The following is a 26,354-nucleotide window of genomic DNA, read 5'->3' as shown; positions in this document are numbered from 1 at the left end:
CCTTTTTCATCCGTTTTCATAATTCCATTTTTCTTTTTCCTGATCATAATAAATTTTATTAACACTACCGTACGGCAGGGACATCTTTAAAATTTCTTTTAAATTTAAACCAAAAATGGTGCTGAGAATGACCCGGTTAACCCCTGAGTGTCCAAGAATAATAATATTTTCCGCCGCTTCATCCATGATAATCTTATAAAAAGCGGGCATGACTCTTTGCTGCAAAGCTAAAAAGCTTTCTCCATTGGGGGGCGTAAAACGATCAATTTCCGCTCCTCTTTTTTCATAGGCCTCCGACTCGGTTCTTTTGATTTCAGAAAAGGGTTTGCCTTCCCAATCCCCCATATTGATCTCTTTTAACTCATCCATGATGGTTTTCGAAATTGTCCTGCCCGCTAATATGATATCTAAAGTATCCTGGCATCGTTTCAACGGGCTGGTATAGGCTTTATCAAGAGGTATGTTCGAAAAATATTTTTGTAATTTCTCTGCCTGATCAATTCCCTCTTTGCTTAATGGCAGCTCTGTTTGTCCAATATAGGCTTTTTCGTGATTCCATTCTATTTTGCCATGTCTAATTAAATAAATCCGCTTTTCCATCAAACAATCCTTTCCCAGTAATTGCTTCAATTTTGTGCTGAATCAACCTGGCATTTTCGAAACGTCGCTTTATTTTTTCACTAGCCTCAGGATTTTTGTCATATTTTATCAACGTTTGGTTTTCTCTTTTTTTCAGACAAACCAATTGATCATTCACAACCAGCTTGTCTGCTAAATACACTATTTCATTTTCGGTAATTTCTCTATCTTCGACAACGCTAATATCCATATGGGTGGAAATAATGTTACCGGTCTTTTCATAACCCAGTTTTTTGAGCAGCTGGGCACCTTTTTCCGGATGATGTTCTTCCGCTCTCATGATATCATGAAGCATTGCTGCCGCCTGTACCGATGTAACATCAAGCGTAACATCTTTATCTTTTATCTGACTTAACAAGAAATGTGATACTTCCAACACTTTCTCACTGTGTTTTCTAATCTTTTCCGATACCTGATAACGATCCAGCAGGGCCATACATTCTTTCAAATTGGGTGCCATCTGGGAATCATAGCATAACAGCGCCTGATAATCAGCAGGGGTATCCATGTCCATTAAAATGGATTCATCTTCTAATGGTAGGTCAATCGCATCATCGGCATATGTTTCCAGTAGCTTTTTTAATCCGCCATCCTGGTTATTTGTCATGATGATATTTTTATATCGGCTATGAATAAGAGGGGGATGCCCTCGTTTTCCTAAAAAGCTGGGGTAAATAATTCCTTTTTCACTTTTTTCGAAAAATACCATCAGCTGTTGGATGGTTTGCTCTTTTACCAAAGGGATATCCACCGGGTGAATAAAAAATGCCGCCATCCTGTCATCTACTAAGGTCAGCCCTTTGACAATCGAGGTGTACATGCCCTGATCAAAGTTTTCATTAATGATACCCTGGACAGGCGTGTTTTCAAAATATGATTTTATTTCTTCGGCCCGGTATCCCATTACCAGGATTATCTGATCAACTCCTGCTTTTTTATAAGTCTTAACGACTCTTTCAACCGCCGTATCATTTCCAAATTTAAGCAGCGGTTTAAATCCGTCCATTCGTGAAGAATAGCCAGCGGCAATGATGATTGCTGCAATCTTATTTTTTCTCATCTTTTCGGGGCCCTTCTAACCTGTATCATTTCTGCGGCAATGCTGACAGCAAGTTCTTCCGGCGTTTCTCCATGAATGGGAAGTCCAATCGGGCTGTAAACTCTTTCCAAATCCTTATATGTAAAGCCTTCTTCCAACAGACTCTGATACGCTTGATTCCGTTTACTTCTGCTTCCAATCATACCAATATATTGTGCGTCAGTTGAAAGCATTTGAGCCAGCACATCCTTATCATAAACATGTCCCCTGGTGACAATAACGACAAACGAATGTTGGTCAATTTTAACCTGATCAATGACCCGTTCAAACGAGTCGATGACGATGATCTCATCCGCTGTTTTAAATCTCTGAATATTTGCAAATTCTTCACGATCATCAACCACTACAACATAAAAGCCCAGAATCTTGCAAAAATCTGCCAATACCTTACCAATGTGTCCGGCCCCGATAATTAGCACATTTTCATTCGTGAAAAATAGTTCAACAAAATAAGTTTCATCCTGCAAATAAGCTTCCCGGTATTTCATTGTACTAAAATTTTCTCTTATATCCTTTATCAGACTTAACAGCTCTTCACTTTCCGATCCGAACAAGGCCGTTTCTGTACAAATCCACTTTTCCAGACTTTCGCCGCTGACCTCTGGAATTTTAGTTATGATAACAAAATCCGTTTTCTTTTCTCTATATCGGATCAACTCACAATAAAAATCTTCGAAAATATGATCACGATAATCGACGTATTCCAATAGAATTTTTAGATTTCCACCCCCGGCCGTTCCCAGGCTTACGACCTCTTTGGTAGAAAGAAGAAAATTTTCTACCCGAATTTTTTTTTCTTTAAAAACTTTTGCCGCCGATTTAATAATCATCGCTTCAACAAGGCCACCGCCAATGGTGCCTTCAATGGTCAGGTCCTGTTTGATGATCATCTTCGTTCCTTCGCTTCGCGGCGCAGCAGCTGATTTTTCCAAAATTGTGGCTAATACCAGGCTTTCGTTGTCATCAAGAATCCTTTTTACAGACAATAAAACATCATTCATTTCTTCTTTCCTTTCGCATGTCGGAAATTTTTCTTTTAAGCATACTATTCACTAACTGATTCGGTTTTTTTTCCTGATTTTTATTGACTTTCACATTTAGTGAAAACGGAAAGGTTTCTTGAATCGTTGTGCTTATTTGCCTTCTTACAGCAGGGTAACTGCTTTCATCATATAAGGCTATTTCAATCTCCAACGTGTTGCTATCTTTCAGAACTGCCTGATAATCAATAATTTCTTCAAACTGTAGAATGATTTCGTCCAATATTTTCAATTCAAGAAAAGCCCCCCTGCTGATTTCTACCCGGTTCTCCAACCGCCCCTCCACTCTTTTCAGAGTTCTTAAAAAAGTGCCACAGGGACAGGGTTTATCAGAAAACGCGGCGATATCACCGGTGCGGTATCGGATTAAAGGCATGGCTTCCCGTGTCAAGGTTGTGAAAACGACCTCTCCGACTTCCCCGTTTTCCACCGACGCTCCCGAATAAGGATTGATTATTTCAACATAAAGATCGGCTTCACGCAAATGATAGCCATTTAAGGCTTCACACTCAACGCCGCCCCCATAGCCCATTTCAGTCATCCCGTAATGTGTAAACACCTGGCAATTGAAATTTCGATTTAATTCATCGATCATGGCTTCCGGTACATAATCAGTGCTCAGCAAGAGCTTTTTTATTTTTCTTTTAAAGACACCACTTTTCAACCGACTGAAATACAGAACCTGAATGGGAACTCCAACAATACAGTTGATATCTCTTTCTTCAATGATTTTTTCCACTTCGTCAAGATTAGAAAGCAGTCCGTATACGGTACTGGACACCCCAGATAAGGTTAGTGCTTTTTTCAGCAGATCGCCGATGCTTCCATAAGTGTTTCCCGGCAATAAAACGAGGACACGGTCGGTGCTGTCTGTCAATGAACGCATACCATAATTAAAAAAATCTACCGTCAGTAACAAATCTTTATCCGTGAAGAAAAGACGTTTCTTTTCTCCGTTGGTTCCTGATGTATTAAGCGTTACAATCCGATCAATCTTTTGTTGGGGAACACATAGAAATGAATAGGGAGACTTTTCTATATCTTCAGGATAAGTAAATGGAATTTTTTTGAAATCTTCCAAAGAACTAATGGTATTTTCCCCGATCAAATCCAGATGTTTTTTATAAAACGCGCTGTTTTTTTTCACGTAATCCATCGTTTCCAGAATTTTTTTGAATTGATACGCTGCTAATTCCGTTTGATTTCCTGGCGGTATTCCGGTTCTGTTGACGATCCAATCTTCAAGTGGTGTTTTTTTCATAAAATGCCTCATTGATCCAATCGATATAATGATTTTCCTTCTTTATTTGTCAGGTTGTACATGCAAAATGGGATTAATTGTCCCCTGGTATTGACAACATGGATACAGCAGTCTTTGACTCTTTCCAAATCAAGGTTCCATGCATCCTGAAATACCATGGCCGAAATACTAAAGGAATAACGATTGATGCGGTCTAATATTTCATCAAATCCGTGATCGATGACATCAACTACGTCACTCTTTTCTGCCTTTATTTCCTCCGCCTTTTGATGACCAGCCCATTTTCGGGATACATAGGCTTTTGTTTTTCTGGCACCCTCTTCAGCCTTTTCAGTGCCACAGCAGGAAACATTTCTTTTTAAAGTCATCAGCTCATTATTTTTTTGATAAATATAATTCCCGTGAAATGAACAAAGAGCATTTTCACACCCCGGCGGATTGAAGTCTTGCACTTTAAACTTACTATCAGTTTGTTCTTCGATCCTGTCCATGACTTCTCCGAGCGTTATTCTTTTTTCATTTTCAGGAAAATCGGGTATTCGTCCAAAATAACTTACCGGCTGAAAATGCACGCCCTTTACTGTGGGAATCCATTTTAGTCCAAAATTTATGATATTTCCGATATCCTGGTCATTGATGCCAGATACCAGAGTTGGCACCAGTACCACGCCGATTCCATATTTTTGGCAATTTTCCAATGCTTTTATTTTTATTTCAAACAAAGGTTTTCCTCTTAATTTCTCGAAAATTTGATTATTCGTTCCATCAAATTGCAGGAAAACAGAATCCATCCCAGCCTCTTTTAATAGTTTAACATAATTTTCATCTTCACCCAAACGAATTCCGTTGGTATTCACCTGAATAAACGGAAAGCCGATTTCATGCCCCATTTTGATGATCTCCGGCAGATCATCTCTTAAGGTTGGTTCGCCTCCGGAAAGTTGAATATTGCACTTTCCAGATGTCTTCATCACACTTTTATACATGGAATCAATGGTTTCCAGCGAGAGATCTTTCTGCCAATTACCCTCAGCATTGGCAAAGCAAAACGAACATTTTAAATTACAGTTCTGAGTTACTTCGATAAGAGCCGTGCAGGTATGCTGGCGATGGTCCTCACACAAACCGCAGTCATAGGGGCAGCCTTTATCAACAGTCGTATTGGGATTTTTTATTGTGGTCCGTTTCTTATTTCGCACCCAATTCTCCATTGGAATGCTGCCGCGCCAAATCAGGGTTTTAAATCGGCCATGCTCGGGGCACGATTTTTCCATATAGGTCTCATTGTTTTTATTCCATTTTAAGGCCGGAATCTTTTTCAAGCAAACCGGACAAAGACTCTGGGTTTTCGAAATGACATGTCTCATCCTTATTCCCGACTTCCCAGTTCATAACCATGTTCCTGTAAAATTTCCTGAATTTTTCCGAAGCTTTCCAGGATGATATCCCCGCATTTTACCGGATAACTCCGGTTGTTTTCATCTGAAAATTGATAAACTCCAATAATATCAACACATTCCGTGCTGTTATACGTCGCCTCGAACCACTCCATATATTCTTTCACCATGTTGCCGTAATCTTCTTTTGTCCATTCTTTGGCTTTACCTTTTCCGGCATATAAACCAATAATGCCAATTCCACCGGTGAGAACCCCACATTCTTTCTGACTGCCGCCAATGCCATCACAAAGTCCACCCATTACCCGAATCAGATCTTCATTGTCGCTTTCTTCCATATCCAGCGCCAATTTCAGCATGATCTGACTACAACAAAAACCATCCGAAACAAGTTTAAAAAGTTCAAAAGCTCCTTCATTCATGTTTTATTCCACCTTTCTTGCGATCATCATAAAATAACCCGGTTTACACCTTTTTAACTGTTCCTGAAAATCCGATGCACAAGAACCCGTTGTTTTCTTCCAAAACGCCTTCATTGAACCATTCTCAAATATCGTTTTCACCAGAAGCTGTTTCATTAAGTCGCTATGATCTTCCAATAGCATGACTTCGAAACCGTTACTTTCAACATTAATCTCCAGTTTCCTGATATCATACAGCCCGCGCATGCAGCTTTCAAATTCGTAGGGTGCTAATAAATCAAGGAACTCCGGGTTTCTGGCATAGACATCGGTGATAAAAAAGTATCCATCTTTTTTAAGAACCCGATGTACTTCCTGTAATGTCAGTTTCACATTGTCCATTAATGAAAGGGTGCATTCTGACAACACGCCTTGAAAAGAAGCATTTTCAAAAGGAAGGGCTTCCCCTCTGCCGATATAAAATTCTCCATCCGGGTTATTTTCCTGTGCTATTTTTAATAGCATCTTGGACGGATCAATTCCCACCGCTTTCAATCCATGATTTTTATCCAAATATCCCACGGTTGCCCCTTGACCGCATCCTAAATCCAACAGAGAGTCTGCTTCAGTCCACTGACAAAATTCAATTCCTTTTTGGGTTAAATCAAAACCACCTGGTCGCAGAGTTGCACCCAAAAGACAAGCCATTGCAGGACTTTCGTAAGCACAATTTCCCGACAATTTATTTATCCTCCAGTCCCTGTTCAACTTCTGCCATTTTGCCCAAAGCGAGGGACTCATTGATAAATACTTGATGACAGGTCGGACAATTCAGCAGCTCCACTTCGAATTCTCCTTCCAAATAGTGGACTTTCACTTTCGTCAATTCCAATTCCTTCTGGCATTTATCACATATCCAGGATTGATAATCTTTTTTTTCTTGATACATTTTATTCCTCCACTATTTCCATGCGATGACTATAGACATTTCTAATTAAAACTTTATCATCTTCCTGAGCATACTGCACCCAAAAAGTGACATGTTCTCTTTTCAAGCTTGCTAAATAGTCCCCGCTTTCAGGATTAAAAAAACGTTTTCTGCTCTCTTGGGCATTTTTAACGACTGCCTGAATATCTTCCATTAAAATATAACGGTCTTCCATATTCTGACGGACAGATTCAGGTATCACCAGCTGATAATCGTCTTGTGCCGGTTCATCCACCTCTTCATTCCAAACTTCCTTCAGCAACGACCGTTTAACCCGACTTCGGTTCTGATGGCGCTCTGAAAGAGTTGGCATTTTTTTAACAGCGCCATCCTCATTGTCTTTTGGATAAATCAGATCGATCAAATGAAAGGTTCTTTTTCCGCCGGAAACGAATAAATCCTTGCACATTGTGCAGTATACCAAAATATCATGGGGGCTTTCTTGAATTCGTTCCGCTACAAAACCATCCGATTGTTCCCGATTGGCGTAGTAGACAAGGCCGCCATAGCCACAGCATTTTGTTCTTTCCCGGCTGTATTTCAATTCTTCAATGTTATAGCCCAATTTTGATGCAATTTTTCGCACACTCTCATGGAGGTCGCTGTTTTCCCTGGTACCGCAGGCATCATGAATACTTAATGTTTGCGGGATCTTAATCTGATCTTTATTTGGCAAACCCTTCTCCGCATAAATATCCCATAATGACTGAACTTTTATTTCTGGCAAATATTTCTCGAAAACCCGGATGCAGCTGGAGCATGCCAGAATAAAGGTTGGTCGTTCCATCTCTTCCCAGACTTTTTTGATCGCTTCAATGTTTTCGCCCATCAAATCCTGACGTCCTGCCCAATCTGCCGGAGCCCCGCAACAGCCCAAATAAATACCCACATCGCCTTTAACATGTCCGACCAGATACTCGTAAATACTCTTGACATCATCCGGATAGGATGCCGGCAACTGGCAACCGGGATAAAAGAGATATTCGGTTTTTCCGGTCCCATGATACAGACCTTTCACATAGTCGGAAAAGGAAATAAGCGGATAATAGAACAGGTCTTTGGATTGCTCTTTACTGGGTTGTTTGCGTACTAATGAAAACCGTGAGCTGTTTGAAAACGCCATGTCTTTCAAAGCAAAATCATGTGCGCTTACCGGCATTTTATTTCTTTCCACCATGCTTTCTCTCGTATCCTGGATAACGTCTTTCATGCTAATGTCTAAAAAGCACTCCTCTTTACACAATCCACACTCGGTACAGGAATTGATCATCTTGTTGGCATAATGAGTTCCTAAGATTATCCGCTCATTGTGATTGATTTGCCGCACATAAGCATAGGGTGATATGTCAAATTTTCTCAAATGATTGCAGCCATCCATACATTTTCGACACTGACACTTTATACAGCGTTTCGCTTCTTGTATCGCTTCTTCTTTACTGTATATAGATGACTGTTTTTCAATTTTTATGATAACTTCTGTTTCACTTACATCCTGTTTAAGCGGTGTTTCAAAAATGCCCTCACGCTCTCTGGAATCGGTCAGCGATACTTTTGACAGATAGCGCTCGATCGAAAGAGCCGCCCGTCTTCCTGAACTTGCCGAAAATATAACCGAGTCATTCCGAGTCACAATTTTACCGCCGATAAAAAGGTTGAGTTCGTCCACCTGAAAGGTTTTTGGATTAAATTCCAGCTGTTCATCCCAGCCACCGGAGCCCAGATAAACGGCATCATATTCCAACAGCAAATCCATCAAGCGGTTTTTATCCAGCTCTTGATTGAATTGGATGCTGATTCCCTTATCTTTTACTAGTTTAAGCTCTTCTGATAAATTCTCTTCCTTGAGTGATTCTCCAATATGATCCCATAGTCGGCCACCCAAACGATCTGTTTTTTCGTAAAGAACGATTTCATAACCTTTTTTATCGAGATCCACAGCAACTGTCAAGCCGCTTAATCCGGCACCGATTACGGCAACTTTTCCCTTTTTTTTGGGAACCGGCCATATTTTTTTAGGTTTGGCTGCGCCATATTCCAGAACCGCTTTTTCCAGCTCCGAAATACTGATCGCCCCACCCGCCGCGCTTCTTACGCAAAATGATTCACAGGGATGATCGCAAATTTGACCGATGATTCTGTGAAAAGGGATCTTCTTTTCCATAAGCTTATAGGCTTTTTGAAAATCGCCTTTCTCAATTTCGGAAATAAATTCTATTATTTCCAGATGAACAGGACAATTGGCCGTACAAGTTGGAGGTTCCCTAAAAATACAGCGATCCCCCGTTTCTAATAGCTTGTCTAAATCCATTTTTTTGCTACCCTTCTAATTTAAAATAGAGCTATTGCAAAACTCCGTTTAAATTGACCGCATCCAGCCAGTATTTCCACCAGACATGAGTGCGGATACCCGTTGGGTATTCGCCTCTATGCATGGTGGATCATTGGCAAGTTCGGACAATTAACCGATTTTAGCAGAAACCTTTAATCGGTTTTTCGAGTTTGCAACAGCCCCTTTGTAATAATGTTCAGACTACTTTTGTAAAGCTTTTAAACCTGCCAATACTTTTTCAGGATAAGCCGGCAAATGTGTAATACGTACGCCGCAAGCATTGAAAATCGCATTACAGATTGATGCATGAGGTCCGGATAAAGGCATCTCTCCAGAGCCAGTAGCACCGAATGGTCCGAGCGGACGAGGTGTTTCTTGATAAATCAGATTGATTTCATCAGGAACATCTTTAATTTGAGGGATTCCACAACCGGTTAAAGTCGTGTTCTTTTTCAGATCTTCAAAGTCTTCGCTTAATGCTAAGCCGATACCCTGAGTCAAACCACCCCACAACTGCCCATCAACCACCAATTTGTTAATAATTGTACCAACATCAGCAACCATTGTCAATTTTTCAACCTGAGTTTTTCCGGTTGTTGTATCAACGGCAACTTCTGATAACAGAACCCCATACATATAACATGGGAAAGGATTTCCCTGACTTGTTTCAACATCAGGAGCGGTACAAGGTGCCGTCCATTTAGCGTCATAATGAAGCGGTAACTTATCTGCAACCATTTCATCATAGGTTCTGTAAGTTCCGTCTGCTTTTTTCATAGCTGCCAATAACATTTCACAGCCAACTTTGATGGCATTTCCGGTTATTGTATTATTTCGACTGCCGCCTGATGGTCCGCTGTTTGGTGTAAATTTCATGTTATTCATAACAAGTTTGATCTGTTTTGTTTCGAATCCGACGGGTCGCAAGGTTTCATATGCAATCGCAAGTGATCCCATGTCAGCTCCCTGACCATGATCTTCCCAAGAGTTTCCAACAGTAACACCTTCTGGTGTCAATTCAATCCATATTTCCGAAGAATCCGGGCCATCAAGACCACAACTATAAATATTTAGTGAAATACCCACTCCATATTTAACATCGCCGCCGGTTTTATTTTTTTCAGCAGCAGTTACTTTGGCTTCCTTATAAAGTGGTCTCATTGTATCAAGAGCCTGTGGCAATACAATAACATCCGGTGCGCAACCGTTTGGTGTGGTGTCACCTTCTCGATATACATTCTTGTAGCGCAATTCCAATGGATCTTCACCCATCTGCACTGCTAACATATCGATCAGGGTTTCTGATGCAAATAAACTTTGCGGTGAACCGTAACCTCTGAAGGCTGAGCCCCAGGCATGGTTGGTAGCAACTGTTCGGGCTTCTCCGCGAATATTTGGAACATTGTAACCGGCACTGATAAACTGTGGTGCACGGGTGGTTACCAAATCCCCGAATTCACAATATGGGCCATGATCGACTGAAGTATCTTCTTCCAAAGCTTGAAGGATACCATTTTTATCTGCACCCATTTTTACATTCATAAAGAATGGTGAGCGTTTCCCAGTATAGGTAATCTGTTGGAACATATTGAATTCCAGGTAACAAGGACGTTTTGTAACATAGGTAGCAACACCAATCAAACCTTCAATCGTCGGGCTGAATTTATATCCGAAAGTACCGCCGGTTGGATTTTGCGCGATAAAATATTTTTCAGGATCAACGCCGATTCCTTCAGCCGTCATTAAATGATGGAAGTGAAGGGCAATACTCTTGGAATGAACCATCAAATTATCATCTTCATCCATATAGGCAAAAGCAACATCTGGTTCTAATGGCAAATGCGGTTGTCTTCCGACATAGAAGTCGCCTTCAATGACATTTGGCAGACTTTCCATCAATGGTTTTGTGTCTTCGCCTTTGACAATATTGGTTTTAAAATAAATATTTGGTGTTCCCGGATGAATTTCAATGGCGTCATCTGCCATGGCGGCTGGAGCGCTCATGTAAGGCAGTAATTCTTCCAATTCCACTTTTACAAATTTTGTTGCTGCTTCAGCCTGTTCAGGTGTATCGGCCAATACCATGGCGATTGCATCTCCAAACTGGAATACTTTTTTATCACATAAAATCGGACGTTCCAGACCATCTCCAAGATTTTGTGGGAAAGCCAAACCATTAATCCGGTTAGTTCCCGGGACATCTTTATAGGTTAATACTCTGACAACTCCTGGCATTTTTTCAGCTTCTGAAGTATCAATGGAAATAATATTCGCATGAGAAACGGTTGCCTGAACCAGTTTAATGTGTAATGAGCCGGCCGGCAATTTCAGTCCTAAATCAGCACCAAACTCCCAGTTTCCGGTTACTTTTGCAACAGCTGTTGGTCGTATGAAGTCCGTACCCAGTATCGAATCGCCTTCTTTTAACTGGAACCATAAATCTTCTTTTTTAATTTCTCCACGCATTAAACGAGCCGCATCCATAACGGCATTTATGATCGGAATATAACCGGTACAACGACAAAGATTACGATGTTTTTGGAACCAGTCTCTTACTTCCTGTCGGGTTGGATTAGCATTTTCTTCCAGCAAAACTTTTGCCGAAATGATAAAACCAGGTGTACAGAATCCACATTGTGCGGCTCCGTGAATCATCCAAGACAGTTGTAATGGATGCAGATCATCTTGGGTTCCTACCCCTTCAATGGTCGTAATTTTAGCTTCATCCTGAACTCTTTTCATTTTTGTTATACAGGATCGAACCACCTTACCATCTAGGATTACAGAACAGGCTCCACATTCACCTTTACCGCAACCAACTTTTGTTCCTGTTAAACCTTGCTGTCTTCTCAAAACTTCTGCTAAGGTTGTTTTAGGATCATCAATAACAATCCTCTGAATACCATTAATAAACAATGTTTTCTTTTCCATGTTAAAACCTCCTTAAAATAATGAATACTATCAACCTCTATATGGAAGCTTAAAAGTTACCCCTTTTCAAATTTATAATTTTGAAAATGTTTTTAGGTTTAACTTTTTGCGAACGATCAATCCAGGAAGCATCAAATCCTCAACAATTCGATGTTTATAATAACGCAGTTTAGTGATCCTTTGAATGAATATTTTTAATAATGGCTTTCCAAATTCATTTCAGCCATCATAAGATACATTATCTACAGTTATTACCCTACATTTCTTCTGTTAAACGAAATTACCTATGAATTTCATTTTTCGCACAAAGATTTTTTATTTCATCAACTTTTCATTGCTAATGGAAAGTAGTACAATGTGAGTTGATAAAACTAGTGATTCTTAAAGCTTTCCTACTCAGTCTCAATTATTCTAAATAATGTGACACTCTGCGTTTTATTATAGCAATAACTGTGCCAACTTTAGAAAGCCTTGATTTAAGGGATTATTATAAGTAAAGAAACGTTTACTTGCTTATATTTTGATCAATATCGATATCTTTAATCGTTCATATATAGAGCATATGTTCATTTTTTAATCATTTATTCTTTTAAAGCATCTTCTCACGGATAAATATTGTGCATTTTTAGAACTTCTTATTCGGTATTGGTTTACATCTGCGTTCCTTGCAGGGCTTTCCGGTACCGCCATTTTTTATCATTAGTATTTCTGCCAAGATAGAAAAAGCGACCTCCTCAGGAGATGAGTTGCCGATGTCCAGCCCAACCGGGGTGTGGACTTGTTCCAGCAAAGCTCTGTTGATTCCCTCCTCCTCGAGTTGTTTATACATTTCTACCGTTTTTTTCGTACTGCCAAGCATCCCTACATATTCAAAATTCTTTTGAAGGGCACCCTTGAGTGCTGATTTATCCTGGGTGTGCGTTGATGCACAGCATATGTAATAGGCTCCATCAGGAATATCGGCCTCTAATATACCCGTTTCAAAGATCTCACATGAAATAAAACGATCCGCCAGTTCTATCTTGTCTTGTATCAGATCCGGTGAACGCGTATCAATCAGGATTGTCTCAAATTGAAGCAGTTTTGCAAAATGCAGCACCGCATTGCCGACATGTCCGCCATTGCAGATCACAAGCGCCAATCTGGGGTTGACTACTTCCACAAATAAACTCGCATTAAATGTACACCCCAGGCCGGTTTCTTCATAAGTCGGTATATGCGTATATCGTTTATAAAAGCTCTTTCGATCATTTATTGCCTGTTTAGCCTCTTCAATCGCCTGTCGTTCAAACTCGCCGCCGCCTACCGTACCAAAAGTGGTGCCATCTTTGAGCAATAACATCTTTTTACCAACTTTACAGGGCGAGGTGCCTTCTGTTTCGGTTACTGTAAGCAGCGCATAAGGTATTCCCGCCTTCTTTGCCTTCAACTGTTCTTCTAAAATTTCCATATCTCTGCATCTCCTAAATATTACTTTGAAATTATATTTCGAACTATTCAACATTCATTTTTAGCAAAAAAAGACGATCACAATCTGACTTAACAGCTAATTTGTGAACGTCCTTCATTGTCTTCTTCATTATATTAAATTAACAACTGCCACCTACAGACAAGACTGTGATTAGCTTATTACCTTTTCACAAATCAAGGCTGTAATATTTTGGCAGGTTATCGCACTTTTTTTATAGCTATTAAGTTTGTCTAGTTCTTCGATTAAATAGTCTTCCTTTTTTAGCTCGATTTCAAAAATACTTTTTAAAAACGCGTGTTCTTCTAAAACTTCATCTTTAATTCGATAATAAACAAACTTGTTTTCCCGCCGGCTTTCCAAGAATCCCACATCACTCATTAATCTTAAGTGCTTCGATAAGTTTGACTGGGAAACGCCCAACAGATATTCCAATTCACAAACGCACAATTCTTTCTCATAAAGAAGATTAAGAATTCTCAGTCGATTCGTATCGGACAAGATCTTAAATATTTCAACAGCTGTCATGTATTCCCCACTCCTTTATCATAAAATCAATATCATTCTTTACCAATGACTGTTGCTATTTGAGCCTTAACCGTCAATTTGACTATTTCTTCCTCTGTCATTCCTGACCATTTCGCTAATTCGGTATTTGAAGGATAAGCTTTCTTTTTCTTGACTTCCCCATCTACAACTGTAACTGGAAGCACTTCAACCCCTTCGTTAACAATCAAGTCATTCACTATCTTACTGGTTACAAAGGCCATCGGTTCTTCTGACAAACCATGTCTTAGAATTTTTTTTCCTTCACCTTCTAATACATTTATTATCGTCGCTACTCGTAATAGCTCTGGATCGACACCGGGTCCACATACTCCTGATGAGCAGCACATCGCTGGATCGTAAATTTCTACCTTATTCATTGTGTTCTCCTTTGATTAACTTTCATAATTATTTAATCCTAGTCAGGAATTTTAAAAAGCTGATCTAAAATTCTCAATTTAATCTTTACTTAACAGCAGCCCGATGATTTACTGGCATCTTCAATAAGCAATTCACCTTCATCATTTGTTTTCATTGTAACCGTGGCGGCTTTAGCCTCAGCGTCTTCATTCATCAGAACAGAAATACCATTGATCGTAACCGGTTTATCTTCTGTTTTTAAGTTAGTAAACGTAAAATACAGTGATGATCCACAGCATCCCTTCTGCAATGATGCCTGCAGACAATCATGCCCATTCTTTTCCAACATTTCTGTTACGACCACTTTTGCTTCATCTGTAATAATCATTTTGATTTCTCCTCATTCATATTTATCATATTTTTACTTTGTGATTAATTTTGTATAAGACTTTAAACGTCTTATTTTTTCCAGGGAATGACCACGTAATGTCCCTTGGTATTTTCTGCTATCAGGTTAATCCATTTTTCTTCATTGGCTGCACGGGCTCTTAAAAACGGATCTTTCGTATCCGTTGCTAACAGACTGGCATTCATCACCCACCATTTGTTCATAATTCCGGCTCTTTTCAAATCTTCTTCCAGCCTTAATGCTTCAAATACCGGCGTTGCTTCCGGAAGAGCCACAATGATCACTTCTGTTTCATCCTGATTTTGAAGCCGTGGTAAAAGGTTCATCACCGATTCCGGGATATCCGCATTGGAATGTTCCATTTCTTTAGCATAGCTCTCGGTTGAATTTAGAAGCAATAACGTATGGCCTGTGGGGGCGGTATCAATTACGACAACCCCATCTTCGGCTTTTTCTACGGCATCGGCAAAAGCTCTGAATACTGCAATTTCCTGAGTACAGGGTGAACGCAGATCTTCTTCGATGTAGTCAATATCTTCCTGACTCAGATTATTGGCCTTCGCTTTTCCAATGACCTCGGCACGATATTTCTGAAGTTCTTCTTCTTCATCAATATTACTTACCGTAATATTTTCTCCACCCATGGTGGCCGCACTCATATGCCCGGCGGGATCAGTCGTTGTCAGATAAACTTTTTTACCTAGTTTGGAAAGACCCAGGGCAATCGCTGCGGCGATCGTTGTTTTTCCAACCCCGCCTTTACCCATGGTAAAGATGACTTTCTTGTTTGTTTTAGCTAAATCTTCAACCAATTTTTCCAAGCCCGGCAATTCTTTGAGTTGGCTAACTGCATCAATATCAATTACATCATCTTCAATAAAAAAGCGACGAATATTTTTGATCCCCGATACATTATAAGCACGAAGAGGAAGCGTGTAAATATCTAATGTCTTCATACTGTTTGGTATTTTTTTGACTGCCTCTTTTTGTTTTGTATAAAAAGCCGTGGCGATTTCATCGGTTTTATCAAAGTTCTCCAGAACACCATTGATAATAAGTATCTGGTTTTCAACACCAATCTCTTTTAATTCTTTAGATGCTCTGGCCGCTTCTGCTAAAGGTGACGTTTCCGGACGGGAAACCAGAACCAAAGTGGTCATTCTTCCATCAGATAAGTTTTTAACTGCCTTTTCATACATTTTCTTTTGTTCGGTTAAGCCAGACAACTGACCTAAGCAGGAGGCACCATGAGTACTTTCATCAATAAAGCTATCCCAGGCTGACGGCAATTGAAGCATTCTTAAGGTGTGGCCTGTGGGGGCAGTATCAAAAATAATATAATCATACTCTTTACTCATGGTTTCGTCTGTAATGAAGCGAGAGAATTCATTGAAAGCTGCAATTTCTACGGTACAGGAACCTGAAAGCTGTTCTTCCATACTCGCAATCGCTGCCTCTGGAAGTTTTCCCCGATACGGACCAACAACAGATTCCTTATATTCTTCGGCTGCTTCGATGGGATCGAGGTTCGCAACGACCAGATTGGGCACCCCTTTAATGGGAACACCCTGTCCGTTTAATTCTGTTTCAAAAACATCTTGTAAGTTTGATGCCGGATCGGTACTGACCAAGAATACCTTTTTACCTTTATCAGCAAGACTCACTGCCGTAGTACAAGCTACCGATGTTTTACCAACGCCACCTTTACCGGTGTAAAATAAATATTTAGTCAATTTGACATTATCAGGCGTAAAATTCTTATACATGATTGTCCTTCTTTCTTATATGAACGATGCATCATATAACTTTATATTCATATGATACATCGTTCATGTGAAGTTGTCAACCATTATTTTTATTTAATCTAATCTTTTAGATCCAAATATTGTATAAGATCACTCCTTCAGGCCCTCTGACAAGTTATAATGGTTTGCCGAAATATTCCAACCCGGCTTCTGTCAAATTATAACTCTACAAAAATCTACCCGCTAATTTTGTTGACGAATGTTTCTCTGGAAGCTATCATTAAAGCAATCACCAAGCATATTATTATATTGTTATAAAGGAGTAAAAATGGATGTTTATTTAGATAATGCCGCAACAACTTTTCCCAAGCCATCGATTGTCCCTGAAAAGATTTACGATTATATTGTAAATAATGGTGGCACCTCTGGAAGAGGCGCCTATGAAAAAGCCATGCTGGCAGATGGTCTTGTTTATCAAACACGAAAAAGTTTAGCCAAACTTTTTAATCACTCCGACCCTAAAACCGTCATTTTTACTTCATCTGTTACCGAATCTTTAAACCTTGCTCTCCAGGGTATTCTAAAATCTGGCGATCATGTGGTCACCAGCGCACTCGAACACAACGCGGTCTGGCGCTGCCTTAAAACCCTGGAACGAGACCGTGGCATTTCCATTTCAATTGTTCCGGCCAATTCTCAGGGCGAAACCAAAATTGACGATGTTGACGCGGCCATCAGACCTGAAACCCGGCTCATTGTTTTTACCCATGCTTCAAACGTTCTGGGGACCATTCAACCCATTGCTGCCATCGGTAAACTGGCACGTAGCAAAAACATTCTTTTTCTGGTTGATGCTGCTCAATCCGCCGGAGTTCTCCCCATCGATGTCCAGGCCCAACAGATTGATTTGTTGGCTTTCACCGGACATAAAAGCCTTTTAGGCCCGATGGGCACCGGTGGACTGGTGGTTAATTGTGATGCCGATATTCACCCATTAATATCCGGTGGAACGGGTGGGGATTCGGCCTATGAATACCAGCCCGATTATTATCCCAATCATCTGGAAGCCGGAACTTTGAACGTCAGCGGGATTATCGGTCTCGGTGCCGCTTTGGAATTTTTGGAAACCGAAGGGCTGGGAAATATTCGGCGGAAAGAAGATTTCCTTGTCGCTTACGCTTTAAATGCGCTCAAAGAAATCCCCAATATTGAATTATACGGTCCTCAGGATTCTACCAAAACAGTCGGCGTCATTCCTTTTAATATTGCCGGGCATCTGCCGGAAGAAGTTGCCTATTATCTGGATCAGGAATGTCATATTATGATCCGTTCAGGCCTGCACTGTGCCCCTAGTGCGCACCGTCTGATCGGCACGATAAAGCGCGGGACATGCCGCGTGGGCATCGGGTATTTTAATGAAACCGCGGATATCGATGCTCTCGTCAACGGACTGCAATCATACATAAAGGAGAATAAGTAAATGTATCTTGAAACGATCAACCTCATCTTTATCAAGCCCTGTACAACCGGTGGCGGACGGGTTAAATTCAAAGCTAAAATGAGTCGCTCCATTGCTGAGCTTATGCCCTACCTCAACGCGGAGATCAATACGGGACTTTACATCCCCCAGGCACATACCTTCACCTATAAAATTGAAAGCCATATTATCAATATTAAAGATGACCGACTTACCTGTACCCAATTGACCAACGAAGCCCAATGTTATGAAATGATTGATCATCTAAAAGACCTTATTAATGATACCTGGGAACGCAAAGAATCCATCACCCCCAATGAAGAAACAAGAGAGCGCCCCAGTGCCATTCAGTTGTATAAGCTTTTACCTAAAAAAATCGGCTGCAAGGCCTGTGGACATGCCTCCTGTATGGCTTTTGCGTCCAAAATGATTTTGGGAACCGCTCGCTTAAACCAGTGTCCGCTCCTGAAAGAGGACGATTATTCGCCCAACTATCTGAGTCTGGAATCGCACCTGCAGCTTTTAGGTTATGAGACAGACTGATAGTGATTGGTTCTGAAATCAAAACAAATATAGTTTTTTAACTAAAAAAGTGCTAAAATATTAACAACAGTTACTATAATTAACCAAGGAGTATATACAATGGAAAGTTTTTCTGAATTAAACGATCAAGAACTTATAAAAAAGCTTGAAGCTTTGAAAGAAGATTTGGCAGATATTGAAAATGAAAAAAGCTTTACCTCCAATCAATCAGGCATTCATCTGTCCAGCGCCAAGATTATTTCACAGATGGAAGAGTTTAACTCCGAAATTTCAATTCTCAAAAAGCAAATTACCCAGTGTAGTGAAGAAATAAAAAAACGCAATCTGTCCTCCAAATAATCAAGTTAATCTATTTTTAATATAAAAAAGTCCGATCACCTCAAAATAAAAATGAGTTAATTTGAAAGACCCAGCGCAATGGCGGCTGCAATAGTTGTTTTACCAACGCCGCCTTTGCCGGTATAAAACAAATACTTGGTTAAATTAATATTTTCCGGTGAAAAATTCTTGTACATAATGTTTTCAATGTTACTACGACACTGGAATTCTGAACATTCACGTCAGCACCACCATTGGCTGTTAATACTTTTCTTTTTTTTCGCTTGAATTGTCGCAATAAATGGTAATTTTCATTTTATGTTTCTCCTTTTCTGGTCTGCCTCACTTTTGTGCAGCATTAACAAAAGCGGTAAATAATTTTCTGGCATTGCTGTCAGTTTTCAAAAGTTGTTCTGGATGCCATTGAACCGCAATTCCGAAATCTAAATCCTTTATTTCTATCGCCTCAACAAGATTATCCACACTGGTGGCTGTTGACAAAAGTCCGTCTGCCAGATTTCCGATGCCTTGATGATGAACACTATTTACTAATATCTTGTCTTTTTCTAAAATTTGATAGAGTAATGTATTCTTTTCAATATTAATTTCATGTACCGGAATGTCAAAGGGTGTCTTTTGAAAATGTTGAAGCGTCATCCCTATTTTTTTGACTCCTAAAATATCCTGCTTTAAAGTCCCCCCTAATGCCACATTGATCAGTTGCATTCCCCGGCAGATCCCGAAAATCGGCTTATTTTCTTTTATAATTGCATTAAAAAGATTTAATTCCAGTTCATCTCGTCTGGGCGAAATTTCATCTGAACAATTGCACAAAGGTTGACCATATAAACTAGGGTTGATGTCCTGTCCCCCAGTAAAAAGAAAACCATCGAATTCTTTTGTAAGGGTCTTAATATCTTTTTTATTTTTTACAAAAGGCAGCACTACGGGTAACCCGCCACCTGCAATAATGCTATTCATATACGGCGGGGCGATATAAATCTTTTTTTCGATTGCATTGTATTGAGGCAATACCCCAATGATCGGTTTATTTTTCATTTGTTTCCCCCTGATAATCAGTTTGTTTTTATGAATGATGCATCATATAACCTTTTATTCATATGATATACCATTCATATGAGCATGTCAACTGTTACTTTCTATAAATCACTAAAAACCGATGAAGCACAAATATAATGTTCACCAAAACTAAAAGTCATACCCTCAGCAACGATGGTATGACTTTAATCTTCGAATCGACTTCTGCTACTTTTCATTGTAAAAATTCAAAATACGATTGACTGTCGTGGAGCCGGTCACGATCTTCTCCAAATAAAACCTGGTAATTCTTGACTCATCACTTCCACTTCATTTTACAATATAATTATTTCCTTGCAAGCTACCAATAAATATTTAACGTGTTAGTGGCGGAATCATTGACTATCATATTTAAACAGACTGAAGAGCCTCCAACAATTTGATGCTCTCCAGTCCGTTTTTTGCTGCTTCTTTAATCAAGTAAATAAAATTATTTTAAATCAATTGCTTTAAAAACACCGCTTTTCAGTTGATAGCCGGTATTTTTAACACACATCTGACCGGCAAACTTTGTTTTGCCGATCATTTCTATACAGGCTTCATTATAGGTAATGCCCGGCTCGACCTCAACATCTCTAAACATTGCTTTCTCAGCACCAACTAAAGCCAAACTTGTCTTTGGGCACATCTGAACAATCATATTTCCATCGATTATTTCCTCAATTTCTTTAAAAAGAGGATAGGTAAACTCTTCCACCACAAATTCTGTAAACTTTGGTCCAAGAATGTTTAATCCCCCTGAAGAATCCGCATATCCGATGATGTTGACCTTATTTTCCTTCGCCTTTTTTACATAATTCACTAATTGGTGCCTGAGCTTGTTAAAAACCTGTTCCATCACATCCGGATGTTTTCTCAATGTCTTTAACACCACTCCAGCATCGATGAGCCCATTGAGGATATTAAAGGGTCCTGAGATTTCCAGCATGACGTTATGATTCGCTTCTCGCAAATTTTTGCAGGCTCTCAATACTTCGGCAATCCGCCCGCGGTCAAAATCAATTTCAGGCAATTCCAGCAACTGTTCCGCCTTGTCATATCGATAAGATTTAGCACGCGGTCCCACCACGCCATTGCCGTAGTTCACCTCACCACCGAGCGCTTCACTTTCCACCGTATGACAAAATGGTAAGATGCAGAATGGATTTTTTTTATATTCCTCAATACAAGCTGCAATTTTTGTCATGTTTTCAGCGGTCTGATAAGCTTCTGGAAATGTTAAATCCAGTTGTGTTGATATTTCCGGAGGTATGCCTGCCTGGTCCAGAAATGTACAGTTAAAATCAAGTATCTTTTTCATAAAACCTCCATGCAAAAACATTAGTGATTGAAATCAAATTATTTCTTTCTCAAAATTCTGAACAAGCCTAGAAACAATCTCGATATTTTTATTATCTCTTATATGTTTGCTATGTTTATTATGATAACATGTTAAAATATTTCAGTCAAAACTAATTTTCAAAAATTAACATAACTTATCTCGTTCGCATTTTGGGATTATGTTAAAATTAAAGTCAAATCTTTGTTGTAAGACTTTAAGACATAATTAACGTTCTATCTGTCAGTGTCCACAATTTAGCCAGAAGCCAGATAGCCGAGTCTTTTTAAATATTCGGGTTTTTAATCAAACCTTATAAGCCACCCTTTTATAATTTTTAAATAGTTCAGGAGAAAAGAAAAAATGAGCAAACCAAAAGTAGCCTTTATTTGTGTGCATAATTCCTGTCGGAGCCAAATAGCCGAAGCTCTGGGTAAAAAATTTGCCGGTGATGTTTTTGAAAGCTATTCTGCCGGCAGCGAAACCAAACCCCAGATCAATCAAGATGCCGTGCGGCTGATGAAACAACGATATGATATTGATATGGAGGCAACTCAGCACTCCAAGTTACTAACCGATCTCCCACCCATTGATATCGTGGTGAAAATGGGATGCAATGTGGTCTGCCCCTACCTGCCCAGCCGGTATGTTGAAGATTGGGGACTGAAAGACCCCAGTGGGAAAAGTGATACCGAATTCTTGTCAATCCTGGACCAGATTGAAGTCAATGTGAAAAAACTGGCTGAAACGATCAGAAACATGAACCTTAAACTTTGATTAAACCAATAAAACCATCAGTGGGAGCCTTTCTTTGCATTTAGGAATTTATTATTATCGGGAATTGACAGCAGGGAAATAAAAGATATAATTTAGAAAGTCAATATCATCGCGTTACAGATCGGAAAAATATCATTGATATTTTTAGAACGGGGGTGATTATTCTTTTGTTTGTACAGAATGAAACTCACGATTGCTTTTCCATAAGGAATTGATTATAATGTTATCAACAGCTATAAGAAATGCTTTCGGTGTATTTCTCTATCGTTCGCGGACAGACACCAAGTGAACACAAGCATTCATTTGGCTCATTGGTTTCGCATAAATCAAATAAAAGAGGTTCAATATGAATTCAGACGACGTTTCGGTTAAAATTTTCAAAGCTCTTGGTCATCCCATCCGTTTGCAAATTGTAAAATTTCTACTGGATGAACCACGGTGCGTATGTGAAATCAACAAGCATTTCGAATTTAGTCAGGCAAATACTTCTCAGCATTTAAAAATTCTTAAAGAGGCTGGAATACTGGAAAATAAAAAGGTTGGAGTCGAAATGCATTATGGCGTAAAATTAAAGGGGATTGAAACCCTGCTAAATGTCATGGAAAATGTTGTCACTGAGTTTTTTAAAACTTTAGATTTTTAGTTTCATAGCATATCTGTTCAAAAATACTTTTGCAATATTTTGCAAAAGCCTTTTTGGTGTTTTATAATTTTTTTAAAACCATTTCTGTGGCGGCACCGGTAACCATAATACAATGTTCAAGATGTTCCGGACTTCCAAATTCGAATTTTTTAATCAGGACACGGCAACAGGTACTTCCGAATTGTTTTTTAAACTCATCATGAACCTCTTTGCTTAAAGCCATAATTTTTTCATTTTCCTGTTTGGGACCAGTCCGACCATACTTTAATCCCAACGCAGCAATTGCGCCATTGAGTGCTCCACAAGTACAGCCAGATCGACCAATTCCGACCGGAAAACCTGATGTAATCCGAACTGCATCAGGGGGCAGCGGCTGACCAAGATATTCATTCACTACCGCAAACACAGCTTCGGAACAAAGATAATCTCCGTTCCCATATAATTCTTCAGCCTTCTTTTTCAACTCTTGAATTTTTGCTTCATCCATATTTATCTCCTCATCTCATATATTTTTTTATTTCTCTCATCAACAATATTTTAATGGAAGTTCCTCTCACAATAACATTTTCTGCTTAGCATTGTAAAGTAAAATAATAGCGACAATAAAGCTTGCAAAAGCTACCTGGCAATCCATTTTCACACTGATTCTGTCAAGCAGCATTCCAGAATGCCAATCATTTCATCAATATGCTCTTTCTCAATGACCAATGGTGGTAGAAACCGGATCACATTTGCACCTGCCGAAATGATAATCAGCCCCAATTCCTGTGCCTTTGCAATATAGTCGTTCACTGGATGATCAAATTCCAAACCTTGCATCAATCCTTTTCCGCGACGCTCCTTGATACAGGCATATTTTGTCACCAGGCTGTTTAATTCTTCTTCCAAATATCCACTGACTTCTTTGACATGCTCCAGGAGGTTGCTCTCCTTATAAATATCAAAAACAACATTGATCGCGGCACCTGCCAGGGGATTAAACCCATATGTCGTTCCATGGTCCCCTGGTTCCAGTACCTTTGCCGCCTTCCCTCTTGCCGCAAATGCTCCGACCGGAATTCCACCGCCAATTGCTTTTGCCGAAGCGATGACATCCGGAATGACGCCATAAGCCTGGTAAGCAAACATCTCGCCAACACGTCCCATCCCGCATTGTATTTCATCGAGCATGAGCAATATATCGTGTTCTTTACAGAGTTTTTCAACGCCTTCCAGAAATTCTTCTGTTGCTGGGTATAAACCACCTTCACCCTGAATTGTTTCAAGAAGGATGGCGCAGGTATTTTCATTCATTTCGGCTTTAACACTTTCCAGATTATTAAACTCTGCAAACTTAATGTTCGGAATCATCGGACCAAAGGCCTCCTGATATTTTGGCTGACCAGTGACCGCCAGTGCTCCCATGCTTCTTCCATGGAAAGAATGGTTCATTGCAATAATTTCGCCTTCGGCACTTCCAGTTTTTTGATAATAATATTTGCGTGCAAGTTTAATTGCCCCTTCAATCGCTTCTGTCCCTGAATTGGTGAAAAACACTTTCTCCATTCCTGAAGCTTCCGCAAACTTCTCTGCTGCATCTGCTGACGGTTTATTATAGAATAAATTAGATGTATGGATCACCTTATCTATCTGTTGTTTTAATGCATTATTATAAGTTGTATTTTCATATCCGAGTGCAAATACGCCAATACCCGCAGCAAAATCAAGATACCTTTTTTGATTGTCATCATACAGATAAACGCCTTTTCCATGATCTAATACCATTGGATATCGATTGTAAGTATGAAGGAAATATTTCTCAGCCTTTTCGATTGTTTTGTTCATATATATTCACTTCCTTAGAATTTATATGCAATTTTATCACAAAGTTTTTTTAATTGCAATAACTATGATTAATTTACCATACTAAAAAGTTGAATCTTAAGAATTGACGATTTTTTAAGTAAAGTGTATAATAGCATTCATATAGTTTCTATATGTTTTCAGTATATAGCTAAGGAGATAAATAATGGGACAAATTTTGATAAAAAACGCCTACATTGTCACAATGAACGCTACTAATCAAGTGTTTACAAATGGGAGTATATTAATTGACGGCGATAAAATTATTGCGGTGGGAAAAGTGGACAAAAAGCTGATAAAAAAGAGCGCCGAAACCATCAATGCCAAAGGCAAGTATGTTCTTCCGGGGTTTGTTAATACCCATGTCCATACATCCCAACAGCTTGGCCGAGGCCTCGGTGATGATGTAAACTTGCTAACCTGGCTTCATGAGCGTATCTGGCCATACGAAAGCAGCATGACTGAAGAAGATTCTTACATCTCAACATTACTATGCTGTCTGGAGCAAATCCGGGCCGGAGTGACCTCTTTTGCGGAACCCGGGGGACAATTTGTCAGTGGTATGGTAAAAGGTGTAACCGAAGCCGGAGTTCGGGCAAAGCTGGCAAAATCCGTAATGGATTGTGGTGAGGGGCTGCCTGAAATTTGGCAGCGAAGTACCCAGGAAGAACTGGACAAACAGGAAGAAGATATCCGAAAATATCACAATTCTGCCAATGGCAGAGTTCAGATATGGGTTGGACTCCGCACTATTTTCAACAACTCGGATGATTTAATCATTAAATCCAAGGAGCTGGCTGACAAATACAATGTCGGGCTTCATATGCATGTTGCCGAAGTCAAAGACGAAATTGATTATACTATGGAAGTTTATGGCGAACCAACCGTCACCCATCTTAACAAACTTGGTGTTCTTGACAAAAATTTTCTCGCGGTTCATACCGTATGGCTCACCGATGAAGAAGTTGAACTGTTTAGAGCGAAGAAGGTAAAAGTTTCCCATAATCCGGCTGCGGCCATGCGAGTATTGGGTTTCGCCAAGGTTCCCAAAATGCTCAAAGAAGGGATCTGTGTCTCCATCGGAACGGATGGCGCGCCTTCCAGCAACCGCATGGATATGGTCGACGAACTCTGGCTGACATCTCTAATCCACAAGGGCTGGCGGCTGGATCCCACCGTTATGAAAGCCGAAGAGATTTTGGAAATGGCAACGAAAAATGGTGCCCAAGCATTACTTGATGAAGGAATCTACGGCAGTCTTGAACCTGGGAAAAAAGCGGATCTGATTATTATCAATCCTGACTCTGCTTCGATGTTACCTCTTCATGACCCCATTGCCAATCTTGTGACTTCCATGCATTCTTCAAACGTTGAAAGTACCTTATGCAATGGTCAGTGGCTGATGAAAAAGCGAATCATTCAAACATTGGATGAAAAAGCCATTCTAAAAGAAGCCAAAAAACGAGCTGACTCCATCCGCAAACGCGCCGGAATAGAACTTCCTGACCGATTTCCAACGACAACATTTTAAGAAGCGAAAAAATTAATTGAAAGTAAAACCACCTTGAACCTTTTTAAATAAAGGTTCAAGGTGGTTTCAGACTGAAGACAAAGGTCAGGGAAACCTGGCCTTTTTTAGTTTTTTGAAATCAAAAAAGCTTATTCCAAGGTTCATGGTTTATCATAAAATTAGAAAACAAATGGAGGCAAACCTTATGTTAACCA

The 26,354-nt window shown here is 39.7% G+C and carries 25 protein-coding genes and 1 pseudogene; 6 read left to right on the top strand and 20 right to left on the bottom strand.

The window, feature by feature from the left end; translation table 11 throughout:
- Positions 1 to 6: 6 nt before the first annotated feature.
- From cobC to arsA, 15 genes are all read right to left on the bottom strand, one after another.
- On the bottom strand, positions 7 to 600 hold the full coding sequence (cobC, locus tag FZC40_RS05600; RefSeq protein ID WP_148602942.1) for an alpha-ribazole phosphatase: 594 nt from the start codon (positions 598 to 600) through the stop codon (positions 7 to 9).
- Positions 575 to 1,699 carry a DVU_1551 family NTP transferase gene (locus tag FZC40_RS05595; protein WP_148602941.1) on the bottom strand — a complete coding sequence of 375 codons (1,125 nt, stop codon included), beginning with the start codon at positions 1,697 to 1,699 and terminating at the stop codon, positions 575 to 577. The genes cobC and FZC40_RS05595 overlap by 26 nt, the downstream gene beginning before the upstream one ends.
- A complete protein-coding gene (locus tag FZC40_RS05590) occupies positions 1,696 to 2,739 on the bottom strand; it encodes an XdhC family aldehyde oxidoreductase maturation factor (RefSeq protein ID WP_148602940.1) in 1,044 nt (347 codons plus the stop codon). Before FZC40_RS05590 ends, FZC40_RS05595 begins: the two co-directional genes overlap by 4 nt.
- Positions 2,732 to 4,039: a DVU_1553 family AMP-dependent CoA ligase gene (locus tag FZC40_RS05585; protein WP_148602939.1), complete on the bottom strand. Its 1,308-nt coding sequence runs from the start codon at positions 4,037 to 4,039 to the stop codon at positions 2,732 to 2,734. The genes FZC40_RS05590 and FZC40_RS05585 overlap by 8 nt, the downstream gene beginning before the upstream one ends.
- An 8-nt stretch (positions 4,040 to 4,047) precedes the next feature.
- On the bottom strand, positions 4,048 to 5,406 hold the full coding sequence (trsS, locus tag FZC40_RS05580; RefSeq protein ID WP_148602938.1) for a radical SAM (seleno)protein TrsS: 1,359 nt from the start codon (positions 5,404 to 5,406) through the stop codon (positions 4,048 to 4,050).
- 2 nt (positions 5,407 to 5,408) lie between these two features.
- Positions 5,409 to 5,858: a DVU_1555 family C-GCAxxG-C-C protein gene (locus tag FZC40_RS05575; protein ID WP_148602937.1), complete on the bottom strand. Its 450-nt coding sequence runs from the start codon at positions 5,856 to 5,858 to the stop codon at positions 5,409 to 5,411.
- A 3-nt stretch (positions 5,859 to 5,861) separates the two neighbouring features.
- A complete protein-coding gene (gene trsM / locus FZC40_RS05570) occupies positions 5,862 to 6,578 on the bottom strand; it encodes a DVU_1556 family methyltransferase (protein WP_243135760.1) in 717 nt (238 codons plus the stop codon).
- Position 6,579: 1 nt separating this feature from the next.
- Complete coding sequence (locus FZC40_RS05565) at positions 6,580 to 6,786, bottom strand: DVU_1557 family redox protein (RefSeq protein ID WP_148602935.1); 207 nt, start codon at positions 6,784 to 6,786, stop codon at positions 6,580 to 6,582.
- 1 nt (position 6,787) lies between these two features.
- On the bottom strand, positions 6,788 to 9,133 hold the full coding sequence (locus FZC40_RS05560) for a pyridine nucleotide-disulfide oxidoreductase/dicluster-binding protein (protein ID WP_148602934.1): 2,346 nt from the start codon (positions 9,131 to 9,133) through the stop codon (positions 6,788 to 6,790).
- Between the two features lie 222 nt (positions 9,134 to 9,355).
- On the bottom strand, positions 9,356 to 12,085 hold the full coding sequence (locus tag FZC40_RS05555; protein ID WP_148602933.1) for a molybdopterin-dependent aldehyde oxidoreductase: 2,730 nt from the start codon (positions 12,083 to 12,085) through the stop codon (positions 9,356 to 9,358).
- Between the two features lie 625 nt (positions 12,086 to 12,710).
- Positions 12,711 to 13,535 (bottom strand): XdhC family protein, encoded by an 825-nt coding sequence (locus FZC40_RS05550; protein WP_148602932.1) that lies wholly within the window; start codon positions 13,533 to 13,535, stop codon positions 12,711 to 12,713.
- A gap of 171 nt (positions 13,536 to 13,706) precedes the next feature.
- Entirely contained in the window at positions 13,707 to 14,081 is a 375-nt protein-coding gene (locus FZC40_RS05545; protein WP_148602931.1) for an ArsR/SmtB family transcription factor, read from the bottom strand.
- Positions 14,082 to 14,113: 32 nt separating this feature from the next.
- Positions 14,114 to 14,479 (bottom strand): arsenite efflux transporter metallochaperone ArsD, encoded by a 366-nt coding sequence (gene arsD / locus FZC40_RS05540; protein WP_148602930.1) that lies wholly within the window; start codon positions 14,477 to 14,479, stop codon positions 14,114 to 14,116.
- A gap of 89 nt (positions 14,480 to 14,568) precedes the next feature.
- Positions 14,569 to 14,847: a hypothetical protein gene (locus tag FZC40_RS05535; RefSeq protein ID WP_148566473.1), complete on the bottom strand. Its 279-nt coding sequence runs from the start codon at positions 14,845 to 14,847 to the stop codon at positions 14,569 to 14,571.
- Positions 14,848 to 14,918: 71 nt separating this feature from the next.
- Complete coding sequence (gene arsA / locus FZC40_RS05530) at positions 14,919 to 16,634, bottom strand: arsenical pump-driving ATPase (protein WP_148602929.1); 1,716 nt, start codon at positions 16,632 to 16,634, stop codon at positions 14,919 to 14,921.
- 307 nt (positions 16,635 to 16,941) lie between these two features.
- On the opposite strand from arsA, the gene FZC40_RS05525 reads away from it, so the two are divergent.
- From FZC40_RS05525 to FZC40_RS05515, 3 genes are all read left to right on the top strand, one after another.
- Positions 16,942 to 18,093 carry an aminotransferase class V-fold PLP-dependent enzyme gene (locus tag FZC40_RS05525; RefSeq protein ID WP_148602928.1) on the top strand — a complete coding sequence of 384 codons (1,152 nt, stop codon included), beginning with the start codon at positions 16,942 to 16,944 and terminating at the stop codon, positions 18,091 to 18,093.
- On the top strand, positions 18,094 to 18,633 hold the full coding sequence (locus FZC40_RS05520; RefSeq protein ID WP_148602927.1) for a (Fe-S)-binding protein: 540 nt from the start codon (positions 18,094 to 18,096) through the stop codon (positions 18,631 to 18,633). It abuts the gene before it with no gap.
- Between the two features lie 99 nt (positions 18,634 to 18,732).
- Positions 18,733 to 18,972 carry a hypothetical protein gene (locus FZC40_RS05515; protein ID WP_148602926.1) on the top strand — a complete coding sequence of 80 codons (240 nt, stop codon included), beginning with the start codon at positions 18,733 to 18,735 and terminating at the stop codon, positions 18,970 to 18,972.
- Positions 18,973 to 19,031: 59 nt separating this feature from the next.
- Here FZC40_RS05515 and FZC40_RS05510 read toward each other — a convergent pair.
- The 3 genes and pseudogenes from FZC40_RS05510 to FZC40_RS05500 all read right to left on the bottom strand — a co-directional run.
- Positions 19,032 to 19,148 (bottom strand): annotated as a pseudogene (locus FZC40_RS05510) (ArsA-related P-loop ATPase); the annotation flags it as partial.
- 145 nt (positions 19,149 to 19,293) lie between these two features.
- Complete coding sequence (locus tag FZC40_RS05505) at positions 19,294 to 20,010, bottom strand: gamma-glutamyl-gamma-aminobutyrate hydrolase family protein (protein WP_148602924.1); 717 nt, start codon at positions 20,008 to 20,010, stop codon at positions 19,294 to 19,296.
- A 469-nt stretch (positions 20,011 to 20,479) separates the two neighbouring features.
- Positions 20,480 to 21,349, bottom strand: a complete 870-nt coding sequence (locus FZC40_RS05500; protein ID WP_148602923.1) for a uroporphyrinogen decarboxylase family protein — start codon at positions 21,347 to 21,349, stop codon at positions 20,480 to 20,482.
- 381 nt (positions 21,350 to 21,730) lie between these two features.
- Between FZC40_RS05500 and FZC40_RS05495 the strand changes: the two genes are divergently transcribed.
- Both FZC40_RS05495 and FZC40_RS05490 read left to right on the top strand, forming a co-directional pair.
- Positions 21,731 to 22,144 (top strand): arsenate reductase ArsC, encoded by a 414-nt coding sequence (locus FZC40_RS05495; protein ID WP_148602922.1) that lies wholly within the window; start codon positions 21,731 to 21,733, stop codon positions 22,142 to 22,144.
- 346 nt (positions 22,145 to 22,490) lie between these two features.
- Positions 22,491 to 22,787 carry an ArsR/SmtB family transcription factor gene (locus FZC40_RS05490; protein ID WP_148602921.1) on the top strand — a complete coding sequence of 99 codons (297 nt, stop codon included), beginning with the start codon at positions 22,491 to 22,493 and terminating at the stop codon, positions 22,785 to 22,787.
- Positions 22,788 to 22,848: 61 nt separating this feature from the next.
- Here FZC40_RS05490 and FZC40_RS05485 read toward each other — a convergent pair whose 3' ends face one another.
- Positions 22,849 to 23,274: a C-GCAxxG-C-C family protein gene (locus FZC40_RS05485; RefSeq protein ID WP_148602920.1), complete on the bottom strand. Its 426-nt coding sequence runs from the start codon at positions 23,272 to 23,274 to the stop codon at positions 22,849 to 22,851.
- Between the two features lie 149 nt (positions 23,275 to 23,423).
- Positions 23,424 to 24,611, bottom strand: a complete 1,188-nt coding sequence (locus FZC40_RS05480; protein WP_148602919.1) for an aspartate aminotransferase family protein — start codon at positions 24,609 to 24,611, stop codon at positions 23,424 to 23,426.
- A gap of 184 nt (positions 24,612 to 24,795) precedes the next feature.
- Here FZC40_RS05480 and FZC40_RS05475 point away from each other — a divergent pair, with 184 nt between their 5' ends.
- Positions 24,796 to 26,160, top strand: coding sequence for an amidohydrolase (locus FZC40_RS05475; protein WP_148602918.1), 1,365 nt, complete (start codon positions 24,796 to 24,798; stop codon positions 26,158 to 26,160).
- The last annotated feature ends 194 nt before the right edge of the window (positions 26,161 to 26,354 follow it).

The sequence above is a fragment of the Acetobacterium tundrae genome (assembly GCF_008086615.1).
In the GTDB taxonomy this organism is placed as follows: Bacteria; Bacillota; Clostridia; order Eubacteriales; family Eubacteriaceae; genus Acetobacterium; species Acetobacterium tundrae.
The sequence above is the reverse complement of the archived record's forward strand: the minus strand, read 5'-3'. Positions and strand labels throughout refer to the sequence as shown.

Coding starts and splice junctions, on each gene's coding strand:
- cobC (WP_148602942.1), bottom strand. CDS start 600: ATGGAAAAGCGGATTTATTTAATTAGACATGGCAAAATAGAATGGAAT.
- FZC40_RS05595 (WP_148602941.1), bottom strand. CDS start 1,699: ATGAGAAAAAATAAGATTGCAGCAATCATCATTGCCGCTGGCTATTCT.
- FZC40_RS05590 (WP_148602940.1), bottom strand. CDS start 2,739: ATGAATGATGTTTTATTGTCTGTAAAAAGGATTCTTGATGACAACGAA.
- FZC40_RS05585 (WP_148602939.1), bottom strand. CDS start 4,039: ATGAAAAAAACACCACTTGAAGATTGGATCGTCAACAGAACCGGAATA.
- trsS (WP_148602938.1), bottom strand. CDS start 5,406: ATGAGACATGTCATTTCGAAAACCCAGAGTCTTTGTCCGGTTTGCTTG.
- FZC40_RS05575 (WP_148602937.1), bottom strand. CDS start 5,858: ATGAATGAAGGAGCTTTTGAACTTTTTAAACTTGTTTCGGATGGTTTT.
- FZC40_RS05565 (WP_148602935.1), bottom strand. CDS start 6,786: ATGTATCAAGAAAAAAAAGATTATCAATCCTGGATATGTGATAAATGC.
- FZC40_RS05560 (WP_148602934.1), bottom strand. CDS start 9,133: ATGGATTTAGACAAGCTATTAGAAACGGGGGATCGCTGTATTTTTAGG.
- FZC40_RS05555 (WP_148602933.1), bottom strand. CDS start 12,085: ATGGAAAAGAAAACATTGTTTATTAATGGTATTCAGAGGATTGTTATT.
- FZC40_RS05550 (WP_148602932.1), bottom strand. CDS start 13,535: ATGGAAATTTTAGAAGAACAGTTGAAGGCAAAGAAGGCGGGAATACCT.
- FZC40_RS05545 (WP_148602931.1), bottom strand. CDS start 14,081: ATGACAGCTGTTGAAATATTTAAGATCTTGTCCGATACGAATCGACTG.
- arsD (WP_148602930.1), bottom strand. CDS start 14,479: ATGAATAAGGTAGAAATTTACGATCCAGCGATGTGCTGCTCATCAGGA.
- FZC40_RS05535 (WP_148566473.1), bottom strand. CDS start 14,847: ATGATTATTACAGATGAAGCAAAAGTGGTCGTAACAGAAATGTTGGAA.
- arsA (WP_148602929.1), bottom strand. CDS start 16,634: ATGTATAAGAATTTTACGCCTGATAATGTCAAATTGACTAAATATTTA.
- FZC40_RS05525 (WP_148602928.1), top strand. CDS start 16,942: ATGGATGTTTATTTAGATAATGCCGCAACAACTTTTCCCAAGCCATCG.
- FZC40_RS05520 (WP_148602927.1), top strand. CDS start 18,094: ATGTATCTTGAAACGATCAACCTCATCTTTATCAAGCCCTGTACAACC.
- FZC40_RS05515 (WP_148602926.1), top strand. CDS start 18,733: ATGGAAAGTTTTTCTGAATTAAACGATCAAGAACTTATAAAAAAGCTT.
- FZC40_RS05505 (WP_148602924.1), bottom strand. CDS start 20,010: ATGAAAAATAAACCGATCATTGGGGTATTGCCTCAATACAATGCAATC.
- FZC40_RS05500 (WP_148602923.1), bottom strand. CDS start 21,349: ATGAAAAAGATACTTGATTTTAACTGTACATTTCTGGACCAGGCAGGC.
- FZC40_RS05495 (WP_148602922.1), top strand. CDS start 21,731: ATGAGCAAACCAAAAGTAGCCTTTATTTGTGTGCATAATTCCTGTCGG.
- FZC40_RS05490 (WP_148602921.1), top strand. CDS start 22,491: ATGAATTCAGACGACGTTTCGGTTAAAATTTTCAAAGCTCTTGGTCAT.
- FZC40_RS05485 (WP_148602920.1), bottom strand. CDS start 23,274: ATGGATGAAGCAAAAATTCAAGAGTTGAAAAAGAAGGCTGAAGAATTA.
- FZC40_RS05480 (WP_148602919.1), bottom strand. CDS start 24,611: ATGAACAAAACAATCGAAAAGGCTGAGAAATATTTCCTTCATACTTAC.
- FZC40_RS05475 (WP_148602918.1), top strand. CDS start 24,796: ATGGGACAAATTTTGATAAAAAACGCCTACATTGTCACAATGAACGCT.